This window comes from Pseudomonas sp. NFACC46-3 (assembly GCF_900114515.1).
Lineage (GTDB): Bacteria > Pseudomonadota > Gammaproteobacteria > Pseudomonadales > Pseudomonadaceae > Aquipseudomonas > Aquipseudomonas fluorescens_Q.
In genome coordinates, this window is sequence record NZ_FOTH01000009.1 from 1 (window position 1) to 26,100 (window position 26,100).

18 protein-coding genes, 1 tRNA gene and 2 pseudogenes are annotated in these 26,100 nt (G+C 61.8%); 7 read left to right on the forward strand and 14 right to left on the reverse strand.

The genetic code is table 11. The annotated features are described in order from the left end of the window. The first annotated feature begins 310 nt into the window (after positions 1-310). Together BM300_RS11695 and BM300_RS11700 are read left to right on the forward strand one after the other, a co-directional pair. A complete protein-coding gene (locus tag BM300_RS11695) occupies positions 311-1,474 on the forward strand; it encodes a type III PLP-dependent enzyme (protein WP_072341133.1) in 1,164 nt (387 codons plus the stop codon). A gap of 242 nt (positions 1,475-1,716) precedes the next feature. Continuing rightward, positions 1,717-4,242 carry a PepSY domain-containing protein gene (locus tag BM300_RS11700; protein WP_177344946.1) on the forward strand — a complete coding sequence of 842 codons (2,526 nt, stop codon included), beginning with the start codon at positions 1,717-1,719 and terminating at the stop codon, positions 4,240-4,242. 69 nt (positions 4,243-4,311) lie between these two features. Here the strand turns inward: BM300_RS11700 and BM300_RS11705 are convergent, their stop codons facing one another. From BM300_RS11705 to ptsP, 4 genes are all read right to left on the reverse strand, one after another. Continuing rightward, the gene (locus BM300_RS11705) at positions 4,312-5,853 is read right to left on the reverse strand and encodes an alkaline phosphatase D family protein (RefSeq protein ID WP_092462932.1); all 1,542 of its coding nucleotides are present in this window, start codon (positions 5,851-5,853) and stop codon (positions 4,312-4,314) included. A gap of 323 nt (positions 5,854-6,176) precedes the next feature. Continuing rightward, positions 6,177-7,919 (reverse strand): PTS fructose-like transporter subunit IIB, encoded by a 1,743-nt coding sequence (locus BM300_RS11710; protein WP_092224280.1) that lies wholly within the window; start codon positions 7,917-7,919, stop codon positions 6,177-6,179. A gap of 14 nt (positions 7,920-7,933) precedes the next feature. Continuing rightward, complete coding sequence (pfkB, locus tag BM300_RS11715) at positions 7,934-8,875, reverse strand: 1-phosphofructokinase (protein WP_092462934.1); 942 nt, start codon at positions 8,873-8,875, stop codon at positions 7,934-7,936. Continuing rightward, positions 8,875-11,739, reverse strand: a complete 2,865-nt coding sequence (gene ptsP / locus BM300_RS11720; protein ID WP_092462935.1) for a phosphoenolpyruvate--protein phosphotransferase — start codon at positions 11,737-11,739, stop codon at positions 8,875-8,877. Before ptsP ends, pfkB begins: the two co-directional genes overlap by 1 nt. 288 nt (positions 11,740-12,027) lie before the next feature. On the opposite strand from ptsP, the gene cra reads away from it, so the two are divergent. After that, on the forward strand, positions 12,028-13,023 hold the full coding sequence (gene cra, locus BM300_RS11725; RefSeq protein WP_092462937.1) for a catabolite repressor/activator: 996 nt from the start codon (positions 12,028-12,030) through the stop codon (positions 13,021-13,023). 20 nt (positions 13,024-13,043) lie between these two features. Next, a complete protein-coding gene (locus BM300_RS11730) occupies positions 13,044-13,820 on the forward strand; it encodes a TatD family hydrolase (protein WP_063322973.1) in 777 nt (258 codons plus the stop codon). Between the two features lie 24 nt (positions 13,821-13,844). Here BM300_RS11730 and BM300_RS31715 read toward each other — a convergent pair. The 5 genes and pseudogenes from BM300_RS31715 to BM300_RS11750 all read right to left on the reverse strand — a co-directional run. Then, positions 13,845-14,417: pseudogene (locus tag BM300_RS31715) on the reverse strand (methyl-accepting chemotaxis protein); the annotation flags it as partial. A 333-nt stretch (positions 14,418-14,750) separates the two neighbouring features. Continuing rightward, positions 14,751-15,842 (reverse strand): annotated as a pseudogene (locus tag BM300_RS31720) (methyl-accepting chemotaxis protein); the annotation flags it as partial. Positions 15,843-16,176: 334 nt separating this feature from the next. After that, positions 16,177-17,013, reverse strand: a complete 837-nt coding sequence (ampE, locus tag BM300_RS11740) for a regulatory signaling modulator protein AmpE (protein WP_092462941.1) — start codon at positions 17,011-17,013, stop codon at positions 16,177-16,179. Beyond that, positions 17,010-17,570, reverse strand: a complete 561-nt coding sequence (gene ampD, locus BM300_RS11745) for a 1,6-anhydro-N-acetylmuramyl-L-alanine amidase AmpD (RefSeq protein ID WP_063322976.1) — start codon at positions 17,568-17,570, stop codon at positions 17,010-17,012. The genes ampE and ampD overlap by 4 nt, the downstream gene beginning before the upstream one ends. Positions 17,571-17,634: 64 nt before the next feature. Continuing rightward, the gene (locus BM300_RS11750; protein ID WP_092146108.1) at positions 17,635-19,836 is read right to left on the reverse strand and encodes a DUF1631 domain-containing protein; all 2,202 of its coding nucleotides are present in this window, start codon (positions 19,834-19,836) and stop codon (positions 17,635-17,637) included. A 226-nt stretch (positions 19,837-20,062) separates the two neighbouring features. On the opposite strand from BM300_RS11750, the gene nadC reads away from it, so the two are divergent. Next, positions 20,063-20,911 (forward strand): carboxylating nicotinate-nucleotide diphosphorylase, encoded by an 849-nt coding sequence (nadC, locus tag BM300_RS11755; RefSeq protein WP_092146110.1) that lies wholly within the window; start codon positions 20,063-20,065, stop codon positions 20,909-20,911. 81 nt (positions 20,912-20,992) lie between these two features. Here nadC and BM300_RS11760 read toward each other — a convergent pair whose 3' ends face one another. Beyond that, positions 20,993-21,298: a DUF6388 family protein gene (locus BM300_RS11760; RefSeq protein WP_053213286.1), complete on the reverse strand. Its 306-nt coding sequence runs from the start codon at positions 21,296-21,298 to the stop codon at positions 20,993-20,995. Positions 21,299-21,656: 358 nt separating this feature from the next. Between BM300_RS11760 and BM300_RS11765 the strand changes: the two genes are divergently transcribed. Further along, positions 21,657-21,908: a type II toxin-antitoxin system HicA family toxin gene (locus tag BM300_RS11765; RefSeq protein WP_092146112.1), complete on the forward strand. Its 252-nt coding sequence runs from the start codon at positions 21,657-21,659 to the stop codon at positions 21,906-21,908. After that, positions 21,905-22,246 carry a type II toxin-antitoxin system HicB family antitoxin gene (locus BM300_RS11770; protein WP_092224291.1) on the forward strand — a complete coding sequence of 114 codons (342 nt, stop codon included), beginning with the start codon at positions 21,905-21,907 and terminating at the stop codon, positions 22,244-22,246. Before BM300_RS11765 ends, BM300_RS11770 begins: the two co-directional genes overlap by 4 nt. Before the next feature lie 21 nt (positions 22,247-22,267). Here BM300_RS11770 and BM300_RS11775 read toward each other — a convergent pair. The 4 genes from BM300_RS11775 to truB all read right to left on the reverse strand — a co-directional run bounded on the left by BM300_RS11775 (position 22,268) and on the right by truB (position 26,096). Continuing rightward, positions 22,268-22,340 (reverse strand) — tRNA-Thr (locus BM300_RS11775). Between the two features lie 125 nt (positions 22,341-22,465). Beyond that, the gene (gene pnp / locus BM300_RS11780) at positions 22,466-24,571 is read right to left on the reverse strand and encodes a polyribonucleotide nucleotidyltransferase (protein ID WP_003197725.1); all 2,106 of its coding nucleotides are present in this window, start codon (positions 24,569-24,571) and stop codon (positions 22,466-22,468) included. A 194-nt stretch (positions 24,572-24,765) separates the two neighbouring features. Then, a complete protein-coding gene (gene rpsO, locus BM300_RS11785) occupies positions 24,766-25,035 on the reverse strand; it encodes a 30S ribosomal protein S15 (RefSeq protein ID WP_011332409.1) in 270 nt (89 codons plus the stop codon). A 143-nt stretch (positions 25,036-25,178) separates the two neighbouring features. Then, the gene (gene truB, locus BM300_RS11790; RefSeq protein WP_063322980.1) at positions 25,179-26,096 is read right to left on the reverse strand and encodes a tRNA pseudouridine(55) synthase TruB; all 918 of its coding nucleotides are present in this window, start codon (positions 26,094-26,096) and stop codon (positions 25,179-25,181) included. Positions 26,097-26,100 lie beyond the last annotated feature (4 nt).

Genomic DNA, 26,100 nt, shown 5'->3' on the forward strand with positions numbered 1-26,100 from the left:
GGTCGGTTACATCATGAGCTGTCGCGGGCCGCACGACGGATGTGTGCAAAAACGCGACATTTTTAGTTGATCTCAGGCCCCTCACGCCCTAAAGTTCGCGCCGAACGTCCATGCTGGAAACGATCCATCCGGCTCAAGTACTGACGACGAGACAGCAAGGCCAAGGGAATCACGCATCCCGTGGCCTTTTTGCTTTCGGCGACATGCCTTGGGAAGTAGGCGAACCAAAGTGGGGATACGGAGGACGTTCACGAGGGCTGCTTGCCCTCACACCCATTGATCCTGATGTTTGCCAGTAGGAGTCCCAAGTATGTCGATCCAGGTCGAAGATTATTTCGCGCGCGAAACTTTCCAGAAAATGAAAGCGTTCGCCGACAAGCAGGAAACCCCGTTCGTGGTGATCGACACCGCGATGATCGCCCAGGCCTATGACGACCTGCGCGCCGGTTTCGAATTCGCCAAGGTGTATTACGCCGTCAAGGCCAACCCGGCGGTGGAAATCATCGACCTGCTCAAGGATAAAGGCTCGAACTTCGACATCGCCTCGATCTACGAGCTGGATAAGGTCATGAGCCGTGGCGTTGGCCCGGACCAGATCAGCTACGGCAACACCATCAAGAAATCCCGCGACATTCGCTACTTCTACGAGAAGGGCGTGCGCCTGTATGCCACCGACTCCGAAGCCGACCTGCGCAACATCGCCAAGGCCGCGCCGGGCTCGAAAGTCTATGTACGGATCCTCACCGAAGGCTCGACCACCGCTGACTGGCCGTTGTCGCGCAAGTTCGGCTGCCAGACCGACATGGCCATGGACCTGCTGATCCTGGCCCGCGACCTGGGCCTGGTGCCGTACGGCATTTCGTTCCACGTCGGCTCGCAACAGCGCGACATCAGCGTTTGGGACGCGGCGATCGCCAAGGTCAAAGTGATCTTCGAGCGCCTGAAAGAAGAAGACGGCATCGTCCTGAAGCTGATCAACATGGGTGGCGGCTTCCCGGCCAACTACATCACCCGCACCAACAGCCTGGAAACCTACGCCGAGGAAATCATCCGTTTCCTCAAGGAAGACTTCGGCGACGACCTGCCGGAAATCATCCTGGAGCCGGGCCGTTCGTTGATCGCCAACGCCGGCATCCTGGTCAGCGAAGTGGTGCTGGTGGCGCGCAAGTCCCGTACCGCCGTCGAGCGTTGGGTGTACACGGATGTGGGCAAGTTCTCCGGCCTGATCGAAACCATGGACGAAGCCATCAAGTTTCCGATCTGGACCGAGAAGAAAGGCGAGATGGAAGAAGTGGTCATCGCCGGCCCTACCTGCGACAGCGCCGACATCATGTATGAAAACTACAAGTATGGTTTGCCGTTGAACCTGGCTATTGGGGATCGCCTGTATTGGCTGTCGACCGGGGCCTATACCACCAGCTACAGCGCGGTGGAATTCAATGGCTTTCCGCCGCTGAAATCGTTCTACGTGTGATGTGTTCGGGCGCTTGAACGTTCATCGTTCCGGCCCTGTCGCGTAATAAAAAACGGCGTTTTCCAGAAATGGAAAGCGCCGTTTTTTTGTTTTTGTTCTTGATAAGACCGAGTTCCCCCTGTGGGACTTTGCCGCTCACCTCATCACTGTTCGGCAACTTTTGGGTGTGTTTATGAATGCTTCTCGATAACACACGGCATAATGCACGCCTTGATGAACAGTAAATGAACAAGGCGAGCGACGTGTTGAAGAAAACCCTGTTCCAGTTGCACTGGTTTTTCGGCATCAGTGCCGGGCTGGTCCTGGCGTTGATGGGCGTTACCGGGGCGGTGGTGTCGTTCCAGGATGAAATCCTGCGGGCCTTGAACCCGCAAGTGCTGATGGTCGAGAAACAACCGGCCGGCGTCCTGCCGCCCGCCGAACTGGTGGAACAGATCGAGGCTGCCTCCGGCAAGACCGTCGCCATGCTCTGGGTCGAGACCGACAGCGGCAACGCCGCGCGGGTGATCTTCGCGGCGCCACCTGGGGAAAAACGTGGCGCCATGCGCTATTTCAACCCTTACAACGGGCAGTTCATGGGCGATGTGACGGGCCAGGACTTCTTCGGCTTGATGCTCAGGTTGCACCGCGTCCTGACCCTGGATGACGTGGGCCGGCAAATCACTGGTGCCTGCACGCTGATCCTGGTGTTTTTCTGCCTGTCCGGGCTGTACCTGCGTTGGCCGCGCCAATGGAAAAGCTGGCGCGCCTGGCTGACCCTCGACTGGGGGAAAAAGGGCCGGAGCTTCAATTGGGACCTGCATTCGGTGGCGGGCACCTGGTGCCTGGCGTTCTATCTACTGGCGGCACTGACCGGGCTGACCTGGTCCTACGACTGGTACAACAAAGGCGTGACCCGCCTGCTTTCCGATTCACCGAAAGAGGAACGGGTGCGCAATCGCGGCCCGGCACCCAGCGGCCCATTGCCCGTGGCCGATTACCGGGCCATGTGGAGCAGCATCTACAGCGCCGCCGGCCCGGGCCTGTCCACCTACAACGTGCGCATGCCGCCCGTGGCCGGGCAGCCGGCGACCGTGTTCTACCTGCTGAAAAACTCACCTCACGACCGGGCGCTGAACCAGCTCATCCTCGACCCGGCCACCGGCGTCATCAGCCGGCATAGCCGCTACAGCGACAAAAGCCTCAAGGCGCAGTTGCTGACCAGTGTCTATGCCCTGCATATCGGCAGCTACTTCGGCCTGGTCGGGCGGATCCTGGTGACCGTCGCCGCGCTGGCCATGCCGCTGTTCTTCATCACCGGCTGGTTGCTGTACCTGGACCGCCGCCGCAAGAAACGCCACGTCAGAAACGCCCGCCAGGCCCTCATCGCCAACCCGACCGATGCGCCGGCCTGGCTGATCGGCTTCGCCAGCCAAAGCGGTTTCGCCGAGCGACTGGCCTGGCAGACCGCCGGCCAACTCCAGGCCGCCGGCTTGCCGGTGAAGGTCCAGCCATTGGCCGGTGTGCGTGAGCAGGACCTGAACGACGCCACCCACGCGCTGTTTGTCGTCAGCACCTTTGGCGACGGCGAAGGGCCGGACAGTGCCCGCGGCTTCGAACGCAAGGTGCTGGGCCAGGCCTTGAGCCTGGAGCGCCTGCAGTATTCGGTGCTGGGCCTGGGTGACCGGCAATATGAACACTTCTGCGGTTTCGCCCGGCGCCTGCATGCCTGGCTGGCGGAACACGGCGGCAAGACACTGTTCGCGCCGGTGGAAGTCGACAGCGGCGACCCTTACGCCCTGCGTCACTGGCAACAACAATTGGCGGAGCTGACCGGCCAAGCCCCGTTGGACACTTGGCAGGCGCCAAGCTTCGAAAACTGGACGCTCAGCCAGCGCACCCTGCTCAACCCCGACAGCAGCGGCTCGGGGGTATACCTGCTGGGCTTCACCGCACCCGGCCCAAGCAGTTGGCTGGCCGGTGACCTGGTGGAAATCCTGCCGCGCAATGACCTGTCGGCCATCGAGCACTTCCTCGACGGGCTCGGCCTCTCCGGCCACGCGCGCGTGCAAATCGATGGCCTGTCCCAGAGCCTCGACCAGGCCCTGGCGACCCGCCAACTCCCGGAAAACCGCGCCCACTTGGTCGGCCTGCATGCCCAGGCACTGGTGGATGCCCTGGCACCGCTGGCGATACGCGAGTATTCCATCGCCTCGATACCGGCCGACGGTGTACTGGAACTGATCGTGCGTCAGGAACGTCACGCCGACGGCAGCCTGGGCGTCGGTTCCGGCTGGCTGACCGAACACGCACCACTGGGCAGCGCCGTCAGCCTGCGGCTGCGCCGCAACAGCAGCTTCCACCTGCCGGCCCAGGGTGTGCCGATGATCCTGCTGGGCAACGGCACCGGCCTGGCCGGCCTGCGCAGCCTGCTCAAGGCGCGCGTCACCGAGGGCATGCAGCGCAACTGGCTGCTGTTTGGCGAGCGCAACCGCGAACACGACTTCCACTGCCGCGATGACTTGCAGGAATGGGTGACCTCCGGCGACCTGGAACGCCTGGACCTGGCCTTCTCCCGGGATCAGAAGCAGAAAATCTACGTCCAGGACCGTCTGCTGGAATCGGCCGCGCTGCTCAAGCAATGGGTGGCCGACGGCGCGGCGATCTATGTTTGCGGCAGCTTGCAGGGCATGGCATCCGGGGTGGATCACGTGCTCAACAACGTGCTGGGGCGCGAGGAAGTGGAGCGCCTGATCGAGCAGGGGCGGTATCGGCGGGATGTCTACTGATCCTGACCGCAACATCAACCCTGTGGGAGCAAGCTCGCTCCCACATGGGTTTTGTGGCGGGCTTTAGATTCAAACCGGCTGCAACTTCTTCTCGAACACCGCCCCCCCTTCCAGATCCCGCAACACCACACTCATCTCCCCGCTCGGTCCATCGATGTTCACCTCGCCAAAGAACTGATACCCGGCAAACGGCGAGGTGTTCTGGGCCGGCGGGGCTTTCTGGAACACCACTTCCGGGCCGAAAGTCTTGTCCAGGGCATTGGGCCCGAAGCTGCCGGCGTTCAATGGCCCGGCGACGAACTCCCAGAATGGTTCGAAATCCTGGAACGCGGCATGTTCGGGGTGGTAGTGATGAGCGGCGCAATAGTGGACGTCGGCGGTGAGCCAGACATAGTTGCGCACCTGATGCTTGCGCAGATAACCCAGCAATTCGGCGATCTCCACTTCCCGCCCCTGGGCCGCGCCCGGGTCACCGTTGGCGACCGCTTCCCAACGCGGCACCCCGGGGCTGACCTCGCCATCCGGCACCCCCAGGCCGATGGGCATGTCGGCGGCGATGACTTTCCACTGGGCACGGGATTGCTTCAATTCGCGCTTGAGCCAATTCAATTGCTCACGCCCCAGGAACGGCTTGGCCGCGCCGAGATTGGCGTCGTTGGCTTCGCGGTAACTGCGCATGTCCAGCACGAACACATCCAGCAGCGGCCCATAACCGAGCTTGCGGTAGATCCGCCCGCCGCCGTCGGCCTTTTGCAGGCGCATCGGTGCGTATTCCAGCCAGGCCTGTCGCGCACGTCCCACGAGGCTGTGGATATCCTTGGTCTGGTAGCGCTCGTCCAGTTGCTTGCCCGGCGACCAGTTGTTGACCACCTCATGGTCGTCCCACTGCCAGATCTGTGGTACTTCGGCATTGAAGCGGCGTACGTTTTCATCCATCAGGTTGTAGCGATAGTTGCCGCGATACTCATCCAGGGTCTCGGCGACCTTGCTCTTGGCGTCCGTGGTGAGGTTGCGCCAGATGCGCCCACCCTCGACGGTGATTTGCGCCGGCACCGGGCCGTCGGCGTAGATGGTGTCGCCACTGTGGATAAAGAAATCCGGCAGGCGCAGGCGCATCGCTTCGTAGATGCGCATGCCGCCGATGTCCGGGTTGATGCCGAAGCCCTGGCCGACGGTGTCGCCGCTCCAGACAAAACGAATGTTGCGCTTGAACTGTGGCACGCTGCGCAGGTGACCCAGCCAAGGTTCGCTGGCAACCCCGCTTTGGGCGTCTTCGAAATGCACCCGGTAGAAAATCGCCTGGTCGCGGGGCAGCCCGGTGAGTTCGACCCGGGCAGTGAAATCGCTGCGAGCGTCGGCCAGGGGCGAGACGAAGCGGCGGGGATTGCTGAACTGGCTGCGGGTGTCCCATTCCACCACCATCCGCGCCGGACGGTCGCTGCGGCTCCAGATCATCGCCCGATCGCCCTGCAAGTCGCCGGATTGCACACCGTCGGTGAGCACCGGCCGATCCTTGACCGAAGCCATCACCGCCGGCGCCAGCCCCGGCAACAACAACCCCGCCCCCACGGCTTGCATCACACGACGACGGCCCAGGTCGAATTCGCTCATGGTGTTCTCCCTTGAAATGGGAAAACTTAAGCATGGCTGTGTGAAGTGGGTGTGACAGGGATCTTGTGCCCCCCCCCCCGCTCCCACAGGTAATGCTGTTCACTTAAGGCCATCGACAAACCTGTGGCGAGGGAGCTTGCTCCCGCTGGGCTGCGAAGCGGCCCCTAAACCTGCCAAACGCGCAGCATCAGACACACCGCACCCGCCGGTTTACGACTGCTTCGCAGCCGAGCGGGAGCAAGCTCCCTCGCCACAGGTCCACCATTTTCTCAAGTGAACAGCATTAGGCACCCACTGGGGGATTTCATGGCTTCAAAGAAGTCTCAGGCCTTCGCCGGCTCCAACGCCATCTCCACCACCTCAGGCCGCTTGAGCAGCGCATACGCCACCCCCGTCAGCAGGCTCCCCGCCACGATCGCCAGCAAGTACAACAGCGCGTGGTTGATGGCGTTGGGGATCAGCATCACGAACAGGCCGCCGTGGGGGGCCATGAGCTTGCAGCCGAAGTACATCGACAGCGCACCGGTCAGCGCGCCGCCGGCGATGCTCGCCGGGATCACCCGCAACGGATCCTTGGCCGCGAACGGAATCGCGCCTTCGGAGATGAAGCACAGTCCCAGCACCAGTGCCGCTTTACCGGCCTCGCGCTCGGTCTGGGCGAATTTGCGCCGGGCGATGAAGGTGGCGATGCCCAGGCCAATCGGCGGCACCATACCGGCGGCCATGGTCGCGGCCATCGGTGCATAACTCTGGGAAGCCAGCAGCCCCACCGAAAACGCGTAGGCGGCCTTGTTGATCGGCCCACCGAGGTCGACGCACATCATCGCTCCCAGCAGCACGCCCAGCAGGATCGCGTTGGTGGTGCCCATGCTGTCGAGGAAGTGGGTCAAGGCTTCGAGCATGCCCGCCACCGGTTTGCCGACGATGTAGATCATTACCAGGCCGGTGAACAGGCTCGCCAGTAGCGGGATGATCAGGATCGGCTTGAGCGCTTCCAGGCTCTGGGGCAGACGCGCGTAGCGGTTGATCGCCTTGGCCGCGTAACCGGCCAGGAAACCGGCGATGATCCCGCCAATGAAGCCGGCGCCCAGGGTGCTCGCCAGCATCCCGCCGATCATCCCCGGCGCCAGGCCCGGACGGTCGGCGATGGAATAGGCGATGTAGCCGGCCAGCAGCGGCACCATCAATTTGAACGCGGTGTCGCCACCGATCTGCATCAGCGCGGCCGCCAGGGTTCCAGGTTCCTTGAAGGCCTCGATGCCGAACACGAACGACAAGGCGATCATCAAACCACCGGCCACCACCATCGGCAGCATGAACGACACGCCCGTCAGCAGGTGCTTGTAGACGCCGGTCTTCTCCGACTTGGCCGGAGCGCTGGCACCGCTCGACGCGCTTTCCTGGCGACCTTCGACCAGTGCTTTGTTCAGTGTCGCTTCGGCCTGTTTCAAGGCGATGCCCGTGCTGCAGCGGTAGATCTTCTTGCCGGCAAAACGCTCGGTGGCGACTTCGATGTCAGTCGCCAGCAACACCACGTCTGCCTCGGCGATGGCCTCGGCGCTCAACGGATTGCGTGCACCGACCGAGCCCTGGGTTTCCACTTGCAGGTCGTAGCCGAGCTTCGTCGCCGCCTGCTGCAAGGCTTCGGCGGCCATGAAGGTGTGGGCAACGCCCGTTGGGCATGCGGTGATGGCAACCAGGCGCGGCGCACGGTCGGTCGACACCGCGGGGGCCTGCTCCACGACATCCGAGGCGAGAAAAACCTCGGCCTCTTCGGCGCCACGCCGCAGCACCGAATCGACGTCTTGCAGGGCCAGGGCCGGGGTGCTGCGGAACAGGCGTTTGCCGACGAACCGCGACATGTCCACCGGGCCGCTGGCAACCAGCAAGACCCACTCGGCTGCTTCGAGGGTCGCCGCCGACAACTGGCGTTCCGGATGGGCCGCGTCATGGACCTCGACGCTGGTGCTCCAACCCTGGCGCTGCGCAGCGGCGTCCAGCAGGCGGGCGCACAACACACTGGTGACCATGCCGTTGGGGCAGGCCGTCACAATGGCTAGTTTCATTCTTGCTAACCCTCTTATTGTTCTGTCAGGGGGCGCACGCGCACGCCCTGTTCAAGCGACGCCAGCAACGCGGTGTCGTGGATGCCAAAACCGATCTGCGTGACCGCCATGGCAGCGATGGCCGTAGCAGTGCGCAGCGTCTGTTCCGGGGTGTCGGCGCTGAGCAGGCCGTGCAGCATGCCCGCCAGCAGCGAATCCCCGGCACCCACGGTGCTGGCGACGCTGACCTTGGGTGGCGAAGCATGCAGCGCCGCACCGACGCTGAACCAATTCACGCCATCGGCGCCGTGGGAAATCACCACATGTTCGACACCCTGGGCATGCAGGTGCTGCGCAGCTTGCGCCTGGGCCGCTTCGCTCACCACCTCGCAACCCAGCGCGTCGGCCAGCTCCTCGGTGTTCGGCTTGATCAGCCACGGCCCCGCCGCCAGGGCGACGCGCAAGGCTTCGCCACTGGTGTCGAGGGCCACGTTCAGACCGCGTGTTTTCAAGCGCGTGATCAAGGCCTGCAACCACTGCGGGCTGACTCCCCGGGGCAAGCTGCCCGCCACCACAACCACGTCGTGACCGGGGGTGATTTGCTCAAGACGCGCCAGCAAAGCCTGCTGTGCGGCTTCATCAACCACCGGGCCCGGGCCGTTGAGGTCAGTGATGCGTCCGTCCTGCTCAGCCAGTTTGATATTGCTGCGAGTTTCGCCGGGAACACGGATAAAAGCATCGACAAATCCACGCTGGGCAAACAGCGTCTCGAACACCTGGGCATTGTCTTCGCCCAGAAAACCACTGACCGTCAGCGTATGGCCGAGATCGGCCAACACCTGAGCCACGTTCACGCCCTTGCCGGCGGCGTGGGCGTGCATGCCGTCGCTGCGGTTGACCTGGCCCGGCTCCAGGCGCGTCAACTCCACCGTGAGGTCGAGCGCCGGGTTGAGGGTCAGGGTAAGAATCTTCGCCATTACAGCGCCTCCACTAATGCGCGCACGTCATCGGCGCTGCCCACGGCCAAGGCCTCTTGGGCCAGGGTTTGTACTTGCGCCAGGCTCAGTTCGCGAACCCGCGCCTTGACCTCGGCGATGCTGCGGGCCGAGACACTCAGTTCGTCCACGCCCAGGCCCACCAGCACCGGCACCGCCAGTGGGTCGGCCGCCAATTCACCACACACACCAACCCATTTGCCATGGGCATGGGCAGCGCGCACGGTGATGTCGATCAGTTGCAGCACCGCCGGGTGCAAGCCATCGGCCTGGGCCGAAAGGGTCGGGTGACCCCGGTCGATGGCCAGGGTGTATTGCGTCAGGTCGTTGGTGCCGACGCTGAAGAAGTCGACTTCCTTGGCCAGCACGGGCGCGAGCAACGCAGCGGACGGCACTTCGATCATGATCCCCAGTTGCAGGTCCGCCACAGGGATTTCCTGGCGCAGGCGCTCGGTCATGGCCCGGGCCTGGCGCCACTCATCGACACTGCCCACCATCGGGAACATGATCCGCAACGGACGGTTGTCCGCCGAACGCAACAGTGCACGCAGTTGCGCTTCCATGACCTGCGGGCGCTGCAAGGTCAGGCGAATGCCACGCACGCCGAGGAACGGGTTTTCTTCTTTCGCGATCGGCCAGTACGGCAGCGGCTTGTCGCCGCCGACATCGAGGGTGCGCACCACCAGCGGTCGACCGGCCAGGCCGTCGAGCACCTTGCGGTATTCGGCTTCCTGGGTCGCTTCGTCCGGCGCCTGGCTGTGGGCCATGAAAATCAGTTCGGTGCGCAACAGGCCGATGCCTTCGGCGCCCTGCTCCACCGCACCGGCGACACCGGCGCTTTCGCCAATGTTGGCAAACACTTCCACGGCATGACCGTCACGGGTCAGCGCCGGTTCGTGACGCTGCTCGGCGGCGACCTTGAGACGCTGTTCGCGGGTATCGCGTTCTTCCTTGGCACGCTGCAACGTGGCGGCGTCAGGGTCCACGTGCAGGCGACCGCGCTGGCCATCCAGCAGCAAGGACGTGCCCGGCGCCAGCAGCAACACCGCCGCACCGGCGCCCACCAGCGCCGGAATGCCCAAGGCCCGGGCGACGATGGCGCTGTGGGCAGTGGCGCCGCCACGGGCGGTGAGAATCCCCGCCACCCGGGTCGGGTCCAGGCGGGCCACGTCGGACGGGCCGACTTCGTCCATCACCAGGATGTAGGGTTGATCGGGTTCGTTCGGGGTTTCGACACCGCACAGTTGCGCCAGCACGCGACGGCCGACGTCTCGCAGATCGGCGGCACGTTCGGCCAGCAGGGCGTCCTGCAAGGCTTCCTGTTCTTTCGCGGCGGCTTCAACCACCCCCATCCAGGCCGCTTGCGCACTCTCGCCCAGCTTCAAGCGGGTGTCGACTTCGTCGGTCAGCTCCGGGTCGTCGAGCATTTCCTGGTGGGTGATGAAGATCTCGCGGATAGCCTTGGCCTTGGCGCGTTCGATCAGGCCTTGGATGTCTTGGCGTACCTGGTTCAAGGCGTTCTGCAGGCGCTCACGCTCGATAGCCGCCGATTCACCGCGCAGCGGATAGTCGATGGCCTGCAATACCTGGATGTGGGCCGGGCCGATGGCGATGCCCGGGGCGGCGGCGACGGCCTGGATCAGGCTGCCGGATTCGGGCGCCAGCATGACGGTCGCGACCTCGGCCATCACGGTTTCCCGTGGCGCACTCGGTGGCGGTAGCGGTTCGACCTCTTCGCCCAGGCCTTCTTCGATGGCGGCCAGCAGTGCCGGCAACGCATCGGTGGCAATGCTCGGCTCGGCGATGAACTCCAGGACCTGGCCGCGACGGGCACCCAGGCTCAACAGCTTGCTCAGGCTCTTGGCCGACACGGCGCTGTCCTGGCCGTCGACGATGCGCACACGGATTTCGCCTTCGAAGCTTTTCGCCAACTGGGCGAGGATCTTCGCCGGGCGTGCATGCAGGCCATGGGCATTGGCCAGGCCGATGCGCGCGCTGGGCCAGTCGGCGGGCAGTTCACCGCCGAGCACTTCCAGCACCTTGCGGCTGCTGGTGGCGCGACCGAGCTCGTGACCGCGGCCTTCGATCAGCAAGGCGCAGAGCCTTTCCAGCAGAGCCTGGTGAGCTTCGCCGAGGCTGGCGAGGCAGAACAGCCCGCTCAACGGTTGGCCCAGGTAACGGATGGGCTTGTCCGGGGTGACGAACGCCAGGCCCGGACGCTTGACGGTCTGTTCGCTGTGCAGCCACCACAAGCCATCGCCCAGGGGCAGCGCATCGACTTGCTGCAACACCCCGGCAAAGCCATTGCTCACGCAATCGGCTTGACGCAGCAGCCGCGCGCCGCGCCATACCAGTTCTTCAAAATCGTCAGCCGACACACCGAGGCCGATCATCTGGGCATCCAGGGCCAGTTCCTGCGGTGCGCCTTGCAGCAGCTTCAGCAACGCTTCGGCGGAACCGGCCCGGCGCAGAGCCTGGCCCAGGTCAGTCTCGCCGAGGGCGCGGGTCAGCAGTTGCAGCAGGCGCAGGTGTTCGTCGGACTTGGCCGCAATGCCGATCGCCAGGTAGACGATCTGACCATCGCCCCAATCCACGCCCTCAGGGAATTGCAGCAGGCGCACGCCGGTCGAATGCACCAGGTCGCGGGTCTGCGGAGTGCCGTGGGGGATGGCAATACCTTGGCCAAGAAAGGTCGAGCCCTGGGCTTCGCGAGCCTGCAAGCCGGCGAGGTAACCCTCAGCCACCAAGCCATCGGCCACCAGTTTGTCGGCGAGCAGTTGCAGTGCAGCGTCTTTATCCACAGCCGTCTGAGCCATGGATATCTGCTCTAGAGTGAGCTCGAGCATGCTTTCTCCTTTTTGGCGTCCGGTTGGCGCCAGGTATTGTTTTGAATGAATCAGCTTAGCGTTGCAGGATGATTTTTGGCGTGATCGCGGCAGAAGGGCCAAAAATCCTGCTAGCCTTGAAAATACGCTTGCTGAAACGTTTAATCTAGAAAGATTGGCACGTTACTCGATAATCTCTCATCCTTGAAGTGCAACTTGTCGTAAGCGCGTGGACGGTGACCGTCAGCTTGAATCGGGTAGGATGGCCCTTATCGTCGGGGCTAACTCGAAAAAACAAGGAAAACCGGGTTGAAACTCAGTGATATTGCCCAACTGGCCGGTGTGTCCGTGACCACCGCCAGCTATGTCATCAACGGCAAGGCCGAACAGCAACGTATCAGCAGCGCCACCGTCGAACGGGTGCGGGCGGTGGTCCAGGAACACGGCTTCACGCCCAATCCCCAGGCCGCCGGGCTGCGCAGCCGCCACACCCGTACCCTGGGCTTCATCCTGCCTGACCTGGAAAACCCCAGTTACGCACGCATCGCCAAGCTGCTGGAGCAGGGGGCGCGGGAACGGGGCTATCAGTTGCTGATCGCCAGTTCCGACGACGCACCTGACAGCGAACGGCAACTCCTGCAGTTGTTCCGCGCCCGGCGCTGCGATGCACTGATCGTCGCCAGTTGCCTGCCGGCCGGCGACGACAGCTACCTGCAGTTGCAGGCCAAGGGCATTCCGATCATCGCCATCGACCGGGTCATGGACCCTGCGCGGTTCTGCTCGGTGATCAGCGATGATCGCCAGGCCAGCCTGCAACTGACGCGCAGCCTGCTGGAAACCCATCCGCGACAAATCGCGCTGATCAGTGCCCGTCCCGAGCTGAGCATCAGCCAGGAACGGACCGCTGGTTTCAACGAGGCGTTGGCCGGTTTCGAAGGCCAGGTGCTGATCGAGCACGGCGAATCGTTCAGCCGTGAATGCGGCCGCCAGTTGATGGATGAAATGCTCGCGCGCCTGGGGCACTTGCCCGATGCGTTGATCACTACCTCCTATGTACTGCTGCAAGGGGTGTTCGACGCCCTGCACGACTTCCCGCTCAAGTCGCGGCCGCTGCGCCTGGGCACGTTCGGTGACACGCAGTTGCTGGACTTCCTGCCGCTGCCGGTCAACGCCATGTCCCAACAACATCAACTGATCGCCAACAAGGCCTTGGAACTGGCGCTGGCAGCCATCGAAAACGATGATTACCAGCCAGGCGTGCAGGCCATCGCGCGGACGTTCAAGCAGCGTATTCACCAGAGCTGAAGCTTCTTCAGGATTGATGCATGGAGTTGATCGATACCCACACCCACCTGGATTTTCCAGATTTTGACGCGGACCGCCCGGCCCTGCTGGCCGAAAGCCGCGCCTTAGGCGTGCGGCAAATGGTGGTACTGGGCGTTTACCGGGACAACTGGCAGCGGGTCTGGGACCTGGTGCAAAGCGACCCGGACCTGCATGCCGCCCTGGGCCTGCACCCGGTGTATCTTGATCAGCACCGCCCCGACGACGTGGCGCTGCTGCGCGAGTGGCTGAGCCGCCTGGCCGGGCATCGGCAATTGTGTGCCGTGGGGGAAATCGGCCTCGACTACTACATCGAAACCCTCGACCGTGAGCGCCAACAAACGCTGTTCGAGGCGCAACTACAGCTGGCCGCGGAGTTCGAACTGCCGGCACTGATCCACGTGCGCCGCAGCCATGCCGCCGTGATCGCGACCCTCAAGCGCTTCGGCCTGAAACGCACGGGGATCATCCACGCGTTCGCCGGCAGCCTTGAGGAGGCCCGCGAGTACATCAAGCTCGGCTTCAAGCTCGGCCTGGGCGGCGCCGCGACCTGGCCCCAGGCCCTGCGCATGCACCGGGTGCTGGCGAAATTGCCGCTGGACGCGGTGGTGCTGGAAACCGATTCCCCGGACATGGCCCCGGCGATGTTCCCGGGCCAGCGCAACAGCCCGGCGCATTTACCGGCCATCTGCGAGGCACTGGCGCAGATCATGACCGTCAGACCAGAACAACTGGCTGAGGCCAGCACCACCAACGCCCGCGATTTGTTTGGTTGGTAGGATCATCTGCGGCGGACTTAGCAATCACACCCGAAACGCATTGATCAACTGCTTGAGCTGCACCACCTGGGCGGACAATTCGCGGCTGGCGTCTTCGGTCTGATGGGCACCTTCGGCGGTGCGTTCGCCGGCGCGGTTGATCTGGACGATGTTCTGGTCGATGTCATGGGCCACCGCCGTCTGCTGCTCTACCGCGGCGGCGATCTGCTGGTTCTGATCGACGATCATGCCGACGGCACCAAGGATATTTTCCAGGGCCTGCTGGACCTTTTCCGATTGGCTGACCGTGCCGTTGGCCATCTCATGGCTGGTGCCCATCGCCTTGACCGCAGCGCCGACACCACTGTGCAGGCGGGTGATCATCGCTTCGATTTCTTCGGTCGATTGCTGGGTTCGCTTGGCCAGGGTCCGCACTTCATCGGCCACCACCGCAAAACCGCGCCCCTGCTCACCGGCCCGGGCTGCTTCAATGGCGGCATTGAGGGCCAGCAGGTTGGTCTGCTCGGCGATGCTCTTGATCACATCCAGCACACGACTGATGGCCTGGCTGTCGGTCGCCAATTGGTTGATCACCTGCACCGACTGATCGATCTCACTGGCCAAGCGGACGATGCTACCCTGCTGGGACTCCACCAGCCCACGCCCGCTGAGGGTCTCGTCGTTCACGCTGTGGGCACTGCTCACCGCTGCAGCGGCACTGCGGGCCACTTCCTGGGCCGTGGCCGACATCTGGTTCATCGCCGTCGCCACCAGTTCGATCTGGGTGCGCTGGCCGGCGACGGCCTGGTTGCTCCGGGCCGATACCGTTTCCACCTGCCCGGCCTGGCGTTCGACTTCGGCAACGGTACGGCCGACCTGTTCGATCAGGTCATGGATCTTCGCCACCGTACCGTTGAACACTTCACCCAATTCGCCCAGCTCATCCTTGCTGCGGGCAACAAAATTGACCGTCATGTCCCCCGCCGCCACCTTGTCCATCATCTGGCCCAGATGCTGGAGCGTGGTACGGGTCGAGGCGTAGAACCCGGCGTACAGGTAAAAAATCAACAGGAACACCAGCACCAGCGCCACGGCTTGCAGCACCATGTGGCTGCGGTTCTGCTCCAGACGCTGCTGCAACTGCACCCCCAGGAAGCCCTGGGTCGCCTCGTTCAGCCGGTAGGTCTGCTCCATCAGGCCACTGACGTGCTCATAAAACGCCGGCCATGGCGCATCGAGAGTGTCAGCCATCACCACCTGCTCTTCAATCAGCTCACTGGCCTTCTTGAGGGTGCTCTTGCTGCCATTGGCCTGATCGGCAAGGGCCTGCCCGGCGGCCTTGCTGGAGCCCAAGGCATCCTGCAGTTTCAAGTCATATTCACCCTGGAGCTTTTCGATCTGCGCCAGCAACTCGTCGAAGCGGGTGCTCGACGCTGAATTGAGAAACCCCAGCCCCAACGAGGATGCGCCCAGCGCCCGGCCTTCGCCAAGGATCTGGGTGACCTTGGGGGTCGTGCCGATAATCAACTCGCTGAGCTGGCGGATATCGCTCTGGTTATCGCGACTCAGCCCCGCCTGGCTGCCGATGATCTGGCTGAACATCTGGGCGCTGTTGAGCAACTTGCCGATCAGCGCACTTTTGCTCTGCAGGGAGCTTTCAGCCTGCTGGGTCTTGAAAGCACCGATCATTTCGTCGCGCTTGGCCTCGAAGGCACTGATCTGTTCAGGCTCGATGACCACGGGGGTCATGCCTTGCAGCCGCGCGAGGACCTGTTGTTCCAGGCTGCCGATCTTCGCTTCGACATCACCGGCCTTGCCGGACTGGCCCAGGCTGGCGTTGATCTGCACCAGGTTATTGAGGGTTTCCAGGTCCCGCCGCAGGACCAGGCTGCTGCCCAGCAGGTCGAGGCTTTGCAGCTCCACTTGCGTGCCCTGGAATTCCCGATAGGAATCGCGCACCAGAAAGAAGTTGGTCACCAGCATCGGCAGCAGGAACAGCACGCTGATCAGGCTGAACTTCATACCGAAGCTCAGGCGGTTCATCAGCGCGACGGCGGGCCAGAGCAAACTCTTCACAAAGAAGTCTCCCGGTAGGTTTTTATTTTTATAGGCAGGCGCACAGAGACAGCAGAAAGCCACTATTCGGGCGCTGCTCTTGTATAGCCTAAATCGGCGGGGAGATTTGTAACTTAAGGTTAACGAGCCTGGTCGTGACTCAGTCCCTTGTGGCGAGGGAGCTTGCTCCCGCTGGCCTGCGAAGCAGGCCTCCGAGTGCCTTCAGGAAAATCGCTTGCCCAGGTTTTCGGTTGCTGCGCAACCGAGCGGGAGCAAGCTCCCTCGCCACAAAAGCGCCTGGCCACAACCCTGCTTACGTTGATCAGGCCCACACCGTCCACAACGCAAACCCGGCATACCAGAGCACCGCCGCACGCAGCAGCAATTCCCAGAGACGGTCCAGGCTGTTGATGCCGTCCGGTCCGGCGACGGGCCGGGGGATCTCGCCTGCCACCAGGCCGACCTTGTCGATAAGGTCGGCGGCGCTGATGTTCCAGTTCAGCAGTTCATGCAACATGACCCGGCTGACCGCGACGAAATTCCCCACCAGGGCGAAGCTTGCCGCCAGCAACCGCACCGGCACCCAATCGAAGGCATGGCGCATTTGTGCGGCCCGCTCGGCCACACCGGGGTTCTGGCTGTTCTCGGCGGCCAGCGCCAGCAGCCGATAGCTCAAGGCCGCGACCGGGCCCAACACGAAGTACCAGAAAATCACCGCAAAGAAGCTCTGGTAGGCCTGCCACAACAAATGCCCCTGGACACGCTCCAGTAACTGCTCACCGTCATTGGCTTCAATGTCCAGGTCGCGCTTGGCGACATGGGCCGCCGCTTGCAGGTCTTCCCGACGCCACGCATCGCGAAACGGCCCGAGGCCGGCCAGCAGATCACCGCGCCCCAGGCTGTAAATCACCACCAGCAAATGCACTGGCAGCGCCAACAGACCGTAGGCCACCGGCTCCAGCACCCAGAGCAGCAACGCCAGCAGCGCCACGGGTAGCAAAACCATCACCGTCAGCACCAGCCAGGGTCGGTTGACCCAACGTGGGCTCGCCTCGAGCTTGTTCAGCTCGTGCAGCCAACCGCCGTCACGCTGGACCCGCTGGCGCAAGGCCGAGAACTTCTCGATCCAGACGGCCAGCAGCAACACCAGAAAACTCATTGTCCTTCCCCTTCTGTCAGGGCCGCGCGATAGCGCACCCAGTCGAATGCCGGTCCCGGATCGGTCTTGCGCCCCGGGGCGATGTCGCTGTGCCCGCAGATACGCTGCACAGTGATCGCCCTGAACGCCGCTTGCAACTGCCGGGTCAGGTCCACCAATGCGACATATTGCGCGTCGGTGAACGGCAGATCATCCGTGCCTTCGAGCTCGATGCCCAGGGAAAAATCATTACAGGCCTCACGCCCCTCGAAGCACGAGACCCCCGCATGCCACGCGCGATCCAGACAAGAGACAAATTGGGTCACGGCGCCGTCACGCTCGATCAGGAAATGCGCAGAAACCCGCAGGTCGGCGATACCGACAAAGTAGGGATGTTCCGTGACATCCAGACGATTCTGGAAGAATTCCTGCACCTTGCCCGTGGCGAATTGTGCCGGTGGCAGGCTGATGTTGTGGATCACCAGCAGGGAGATTTCGCCCTCGGGGCGCGCATTGAAGTTGGGCGATGGGCAATGACGCACCCCCTCGCACCAACCGCTCGCGGAGTCCAACTGCATACAGGTTCCTTCGATGACGACGGTGAATGCCGCCAGTATGCCGTGATCGGACCGGGCCGCGCGATCACTTGCCGCGATTGAGCTGACGCAGATTGCCCAGCACCGACTCCAGCGCGCGGTCGAACAACAGGGTGTCGTCCAGCAGCCGCGCCGCGCCACGGCGAAACTCCAGGGCCAGGCTGGTGCGGCTGTGCTCCAATACCTTGAGGCCGGTGCGATTGACGAAGACGTATTTGCCGGTGGCCTCGATGATCGCCGCCAACTTGCAACGCAGGGTGTTGTCATCGTCCTCCTGGAACTCGACCCAGCTTCCCAGGTGCAACTGGTCGACCTGCAGCAGACCCACGTCATCGGCCGGCAAATGCACCGCCACGCTCTCCCCCGCCGACTTTTGAGGGGGCCGCAAGACGATTTTCTCCAGCACCTCGACCATGACCGGTGAAGTGAACGACTCGGCCTGTTCCGTCGCTTGGCCGGTGCGCTCGAGCGCCTGCACATGCAGGGCTTCCAGCTCACTGAAAAATTCGCTGGTGGCGAACGGATCGAACGCCGAGCGACTCAAGCCTTCACGCAGGGCCTTGAGCAGTTCGGGCACTATCGCCAGCAAACGCAGGCCGGCATCGGGTTCATCATGAGGCTGGACGCTCCAGATCAATTGCTCCAGGGTCAAGACGTCGGCCTGCCACTCGGCGGAATACTTGCCATGCTTGAAGCACGTCAGCAGCAACACCTGGCTCCAGGCGTGTTGCACGAACTCCACCACCGCTTGTGGCAGGACTTTGCCCAACATCACCTGGTTCAGCGCCCCTTCGACGCGCTGGCGCGCCAGTTCGGCCTTGGCCCGGCCTTCTTCGGCATCGCGGATGCGCTGTTCGAGCAGCTCACTGCGGCGCCGCTCGTCACTGGTGAAGGCCAGGAAGTCGGCCAGCAACTCGGAGAAAATCGCCGGGTCATCGACAAAATCATTCAATAAGCGCTGCACCACCTGCTCGATGCGCAGGTAGAGGCTGTCGCGCTGATGATCGTCGCAATCACCCCAGCCCATGGCCGCAGCCGCGATTTCGTTAAGCAGTCGCCGGGCCGGATGATTGCCGCGGCTGAAGAAACTCTTGTCCTGCACCGCGACCTTGAGCATCGGGATTTGCAGGCGGCCGATCAGGGCCTTGAAAGAGTCTGGCAGGTTGTGATCGTCGAGGATGAATTCGAACATCATCGAGATCAGGTTGATCACGTCTTCATCGGCGCCTTCGACCACGCGAGACTTGCCACTCCTGACGCTGACCCGGGTCAACAGTTGTTCGAGCTGGCTACGCAAATCGAACTCGTCGTGAACGGCAGGCGCTGGCACGTATTGCTGTAAATGAGAGAGCAGCCGCAGCAGGTCACGGGTAGAAATCGGCTGGGGCGGCGCGCTGAGCTCCAAGGTCGGCGCCACAGTGCCACGCACCTGCATCAACAGTTTCTGCAAGGCGGCAAACACTTCCTGCACGCTGTCATCCACCTCGGCATCGCTGGGCTTGGCAGCTATCTCGGCGTTGGGCCTGGGGTTATCCTCGGTGCGATCCGACGCCCGGCGCGCCAGCGTGACCTTGAGCTCTGGCAGGATGCCGGTGGCGGCCAGCAACTGGTTGGCCTCGGTATAGAGTTGGTCGCAATCGCTGAGCACATAACGCTCGAACAGCTTGAGCAGGATCAGCTTGACCTTGATTCCCACGCCCAGGTTGCGCCCGGCCTGCAGGAACTTCTCGCACAGCAATGCCGGGCTCAGGGGATTGTGCTGATTGGCCAGCGGTCGGGCCAGCAGCACACTGAGCCGGGCCGTCAGTTGTTCCAGCGACACGCCATCGCGCCTGAGCACCCGAGTGACCATCGCCTCGACCGCCAGATGCCGCTCCAGGTCGTCCTGGGAGCGCTGGATTTGGCTGTCTGGCGCCAGGCTGGCGTGGGTCAGGTCGTATTGGGCGAGGCTGACGAAGGTCTCGAAAAACTGCTCGATGAATTCACGCTCGATGCTTTTACGCTTCAGGCGCAAGTCCCGCATGGCCTCGAAGTACAGGTTCTGCTCGACGTCGTCGCGCGCCCGGTCGGCCATTTCAAACAAGGTGTCGTCGGCATTATCGAACAACCCCTGCAAGCCCAGGCGCAACTGCTGGGCGGCCTTGTCGCGAACCTGAAGCAGAATCACAGGCAGGCGGGCGAGCGGCGATGGGCTCGCCTGATCGGTAGCGACCTTGTGCAAAGGCACTACATTCCCGTCGTTGTGCATCCTGGCCTCCTGAAACGGCTTTCTGCGGCTCGCAACGTCAAAGCTATGACGTCAATCGAAAGGCGGATTATCGGGTAAAACAGCCCTGTCGTACCAGCACACTCTGTGATCCATCTCGAAATACGGCGCAATAAGTGACCTGGGAAATAAGGAAATGTTGCGAGGACGCGACCAAATGCAGGTTTCGACCCCCTATAATCAGGCCACTTTGTTTGTGGAGCCCGTTATGCCGAATCTACGCCTCGCCGATCTGACCGCCGAAATCGAAGCCAACGTGCGCCGTGCGTTGCTTGAAGACATCGGCAGCGGCGACATCACCGCGCAACTGATCCCCGCCGAACGCCTGGCCAAGGCCACCATCATCACCCGCGACGCGGCAATCATCAGTGGCACGGCCTGGGTCGATGCCGTGTTCCGGCAACTGGACCCGCGTGTCGCGGTACATTGGCAAGTGCACGACGGCGACCGGGTCAACCCCGATCAAGTGCTGTTCCACCTGGAAGGCCCGGCCCGCTCGCTGCTGACCGGCGAACGCAGCGCGCTGAACTTCCTGCAAATGCTCTCGGGCGTCGCCACGCGGGCCCGTTACCTGGCCGACTTTGTCGCAGGCACGCAGGTCAAGCTGCTGGACACCCGCAAGACCCTGCCCGGCCTGCGCCTGGCCCAGAAGTACGCGGTCACCTGCGGTGGCTGCCATAACCACCGCATCGGCCTGTACGATGCGTTCCTGATCAAGGAAAACCACATCGCTGCCTGCGGCGGGATCGCCCAGGCCATCGCTGCCGCCCACAAGATCGCACCGGGCAAACCGGTGGAAGTCGAAGTGGAAAGCCTGGCGGAATTGAAAGAAGCGCTTGCGGCCGACGCCGACATCATCATGCTCGACGAACTGAGCCTGGACGACATGCGTGAAGCCGTACGCCTCAATGGCGGCAAGGCGAAGCTGGAAGCCAGCGGCGGGATCAACGAAAGCACGTTGCGCCCGATTGCCGAGACTGGGGTGGACTACATCTCGATCGGCGCGATGACCAAGGATGTGAAGGCAGTGGATCTATCGATGCGGCTCAGTCTCTGAGCAGCTTCGAGCCGCAAGCTACAAGCTTCAAGCTGTTCCGCGCTTGTCTTGTAGCTTGTAGCTTGTAGCTTGTAGCTGCCGTTAAACCACCAGATTGTTCATCTCGCAGTACTCATCCCATTCCACACCCAACACCTCGGCCGCTTCCTTGTGCAACGCAAGGCGCTGCGCCTCGAATTCCTCAGGCGTGCTGGTGTACTTGAGCGTCAACTCCCAAGGCTGCAGCCCCTGGGCTTCGGCCTCGTCCTCGAATGCCCATTGGATCTGGTCTTTCTGATCGTCGGCGGGCAAGTCCTTGATCTCTTCCAGCAACTGGGGCGCGTCCAGTACGTATTTTTTCAGCGCTTCTTCGTGCCTGGCTTCTTGGGTCAATGCTTTAACGGTCATGGCGTTCTCGCTGATCTGGGGAATGGAAGATGGATCTGGATCATCAAGGATCTCTCTGACGCAAAAAACCGTGTGAAGCCCGGTTTATCTGGCCTTCAGAACCATTCGGGGATCATCTGAAAACAAAGGTGTTTGACTTTTTGGGACAAGGAATCCTAACAGAGACGCAAGCCAGTGCAACAACCGGAATCGAATGGAGGAACGAGATATGCGTCCGGTTACAGTTTCTCGTTTCCATGGGCGGGGATTCAGCCCTTATAAATATTCCATTACTTCAGCACTGAGGCTCAATGACCAAAGCCTTCTCATTGACCGCCCTGACGCCTGCAACTATATTCAGTCGCAACGAAAAGCGCTTATGTCAAAAAATGAAAAAAACCTCGCAAAGCTGCTCAATGAACAAGGCTCATTTACTTGGCCGCAACTCATCACCCTATTACGTCGCCTGGGTTACTCCCAACTGGAAGGCTCTGGCAGTCGAGTTAAATTCGATAATGGCGACCCAGGTGCAATGATCAGCTTACACAAGCCGCATCCAGGTAATGAGCTCAAAATGTACGTAAGACGCCAGATTATTGAGCAATTGAAAACAGGAGGCCTGATCCCATGAGCACCCAGCTGCACTACAAGGGCTACGTCGGCTCGATTGAAGCGAGCACCGAAGATAAATGCCTGTTCGGAAAGCTCTTATTCATACGGGCGCTGGTGAGCTATGAGGGACAAACGGTGGCCGAATTGGAAACGGCTTTTCGCGAATCCGTAGATGATTATCTACAGACCTGCCAGCAGCTAGGCCAGAAGCCAGAAATACCCTGCAAAGGATCGTTCAATGTTCGCATCGGTCACGATCTACATTTGGCAGCGGCTTTGGCTGCGACTCGTCAAAATGTATCGCTGAACGACCTGACACGCCAAGCACTGAACGAATATCTACAACATCACGCATAAAAGCGTGGGCGAAAAAATTTTTGCCCGAGACAGGAATCGAACCTGCGACCTTCGCGTTACGAGTGCGCTGCTCTACCGACTGAGCTACACGGGCGGTGGCTAAACCTAGCATCGTCCCCTGCGGCCAGGCAACCCGCGACACAGGGATTTTCGTCACACAGCAAAACGCCCCGAACCAGTCGGGGCGCTTGCTTGTTCAGCGGTTAGGCGATGGGGTGATTAAACGCCCGATGCCTTGGCTGCTGCGACGTCCTTGATGGACAGCTTGATACGGCCGCGGTTGTCCACGTCCAGTACCAGCACTTCCACTTCCTGGCCTTCCTTGAGGATGTCGGTCACCTTCTCGACGCGAGCATCGCTCAGCATGGAGATGTGAACCAGACCGTCCTTGCCCGGCAGGATGTTGACGAACGCGCCGAAGTCGACGATGCGCTCAACCTTGCCGACGTAGATCTTGCCGATCTCGGCTTCGGCAGTGATGCCCAGGACGCGCTGGCGTGCTGCTTCTGCCGCTTCCTTGGTTTCGCCGAAGATCTTGATCGAACCGTCGTCTTCGATGTCGATCGAAGCCTTGGTTTCTTCACAGATCGCACGGATGGTCGCGCCGCCTTTACCGATGACATCACGGATTTTGTCGGTGTCGATTTTCATCGCGATCATGGTCGGAGCATTTTCCGACAGCTCGGTACGGGACTGACCGATGATCTGGTTCATCTGACCGAGGATGTTCAGGCGCGCTTCCAGGGCCTGGCCCAGGGCGATTTCCATGATCTCTTCGGTGATGCCCTTGATCTTGATGTCCATCTGCAGTGCGGTGACGCCCTTGGCGGTACCGGCCACTTTGAAGTCCATGTCGCCCAGGTGGTCTTCGTCACCCAGGATGTCGGTCAGGACGGCGAATTTCTCGCCCTCTTTGACCAGACCCATGGCGATACCGGCAACCGGTGCCTTCATCGGCACACCGGCGTCCATCAGGGCCAGGGAAGCGCCGCAGACCGAAGCCATCGAGCTCGAACCGTTGGACTCGGTGATTTCCGATACCACGCGAATGGTGTACGGGAACACGTCAGCGGCAGGCAGCATGGCCTGGACCGAACGACGGGCCAGACGGCCGTGACCGATTTCGCGACGACCGGCGCCACCCATGCGACCACACTCACCCACCGAGAACGGAGGGAAGTTGTAGTGCAGCATGAACGGGTCTTTCTTTTCGCCTTCCAGGGTGTCCAGCAGTTGCGCGTCACGGGCGGTGCCCAGTGTTGCAACGACCAGCGCCTGGGTTTCGCCACGGGTGAACAGTGCCGAACCGTGGGTCTTTGGCAGAACGCCGACTTCGATGTTCAGCGGACGTACGGTGCGGGTGTCGCGACCGTCGATACGCGGCTTGCCGTTGACGATGTTTTCGCGAACGGTGCGGTATTCGATTTCACCGAAAGCGGCTTTGACGTCGCTGGCCGATGGCTGGCCTTCTTCGCCGGACAGCTTGGCAACGACCTGGTCTTTCAGCTCGCCCAGGCGTGCATAACGGTCGGCCTTGACGGTGATGGTGTAGGCTTGGGAGATCGCTTCGCCGAACTCGGCACGGATCGCGCCCAGCAACTCGGTGGCTTCGGCTTGCGGAGCCCAGGTCCAGGTTGGCTTGGCGGCTTCGGCGGCCAGTTCCTTGACGGCGTTGATCACCACCTGGAACTCGTCGTGGGCGAACAGTACGGCGCCCAGCATCTGGTCTTCGGTCAGTTCCTTGGCTTCGGATTCAACCATCAGCACGGCTTCGGAAGTACCGGCCACGACCATGTCCAGGCTCGAGGCTTTCAGTTGCTCGTAGGTCGGGTTCAGCAGGTAGCCGGTGCTTTCGTGGAACGCAACGCGGGCAGCGCCGATCGGGCCATCGAAAGGAATGCCGGAGATGGCCAGGGCAGCCGAGGTACCGATCATCGCAGCGATGTCCGGATCGGTTTTCTTGCTGGTGGACACGACGGTGCAGACGACCTGCACTTCGTTCATGAAGCCTTCTGGGAACAGCGGACGGATCGGACGGTCGATCAGTCGGGAAGTCAGGGTTTCTTTCTCGGAAGGACGGCCTTCGCGCTTGAAGAAACCGCCAGGGATCTTACCGGCAGCGTAAGTCTTTTCCTGGTAGTGAACAGACAGAGGGAAGAAGCCCTTGCCTGGATCGGCTTGCTTGGCACCGACAACGGTCACCAATACGCTGACGTCGTCGTCAACGGTGACCAGCACTGCGCCGGAGGCCTGACGGGCGATACGGCCAGTCTCGAGGGTAACGGTCGACTGACCGAACTGGAATTTTTTGATTACCGGGTTCACGGTGTCCTACCTTCTTTGTGGCTCTTGGGGAACTTGTCTTCTTGCGAAATTCTTGGGCAATGACGGGAATCGGCCCGACGTTTGTCCAGGGTAAAGCGTGTATCCAGATAAAACTTGAGGCTGGGAGCCTGCCATGCGCCAGCGGGAAACCCACTGACGTACGACAGACCACCAACCTCTAGCGCAATCGCTGATTAGCGACGCAGACCCAGGCGAGCGATCAGAGCGCTGTAACGGCTCACGTCCTTGCCTTTCAGGTAGTCCAGCAGCTTACGACGCTGGTTTACCATGCGGATCAGACCACGACGGGAGTGGTGATCCTTACCGTTGGCCTTGAAGTGACCTTGCAGTTTGTTGATGTTGGCGGTCAGCAGTGCAACTTGCACTTCTGGCGAACCAGTGTCACCAACAGCTTGCTGGTAGTCAGCTACGATTTGAGCTTTTTCTTGAACGTCGAGAGCCATGAGGCAATCCTTTTAGTCAGGAAACTGTTCCGAGGAAACAGCTTCAACAGGCCAGGGACAAATCCCTGTATCTATAAATGAGTAGTGACCGTGCCTGTTAACAGCCACACTCGCCAACCTGCTGTTACGCAGGCTGGTTCCGGTCATTCCGACCGAATCAGTCGACGCGGCGCAATGCGCCCGTCTTCGCTCACTTCACCTATACCGATGAAGCGACCATTATGATCCTGTACCCGGACCATGCCGAACTTCGGCGCATCCGGGGCACGTACCGGCTGGCCATTGAGCCAGTAGAACGCGCTGTGTTCCGAGAACTGCAACAGCGGCCAATCCAGCAACCCGCTGTCCGATGGCATCAGGAAACGGTCGACCGCTTCGTTGCCGCCTTCGGCATGGACCGCTTCAAGCTCTTCCAGCGTGACCGTCTGGGCCAACGTGAAAGGCCCGGCCTGGGTCCGTCGCAATTCTGCCACGTACGCACCACAGCCGAGCTGTTCACCAATATCCTCCACCAGGGTCCGGATATAGGTGCCCTTGCTGCAATCCACGGCCAGCCGCACAGTATTACCGTCAAAGGCCAGCAATTCCAAGCGCGCAATAGTAACAGAACGCGGTTCACGCTCCACTACTTCGCCTGCACGAGCCAGTTTATACAGCGGTTGGCCATCACGCTTCAGAGCCGAGTACATCGGCGGTATCTGACTGATTTGCCCGCGAAATTTCGGCAACACCGCTTCGATATCGGCCTGACCAACGGTCACCGGGCGCTCGAGCAAAACCTCACCTTCGGCATCCGCCGTGGTGGTTGTCTTGCCCAGTTGCGCCAGGGTTTCATAACCCTTGTCGGAATCGAGCAGGTACTGGGAAAACTTGGTCGCCTCGCCAAAGCACAGCGGCAGCACGCCGGTGGCCAGCGGATCGAGGCTACCGGTGTGCCCGGCCTTTTCAGCATTGAGCAGCCAGCGAACCTTCTGCAACGCCGCGTTGGACGTGAACCCCAGCGGCTTGTCGAGCAGGATGATGCCGCTGACGTTACGACGGATACGTTTGACCTGAGCCACCGAA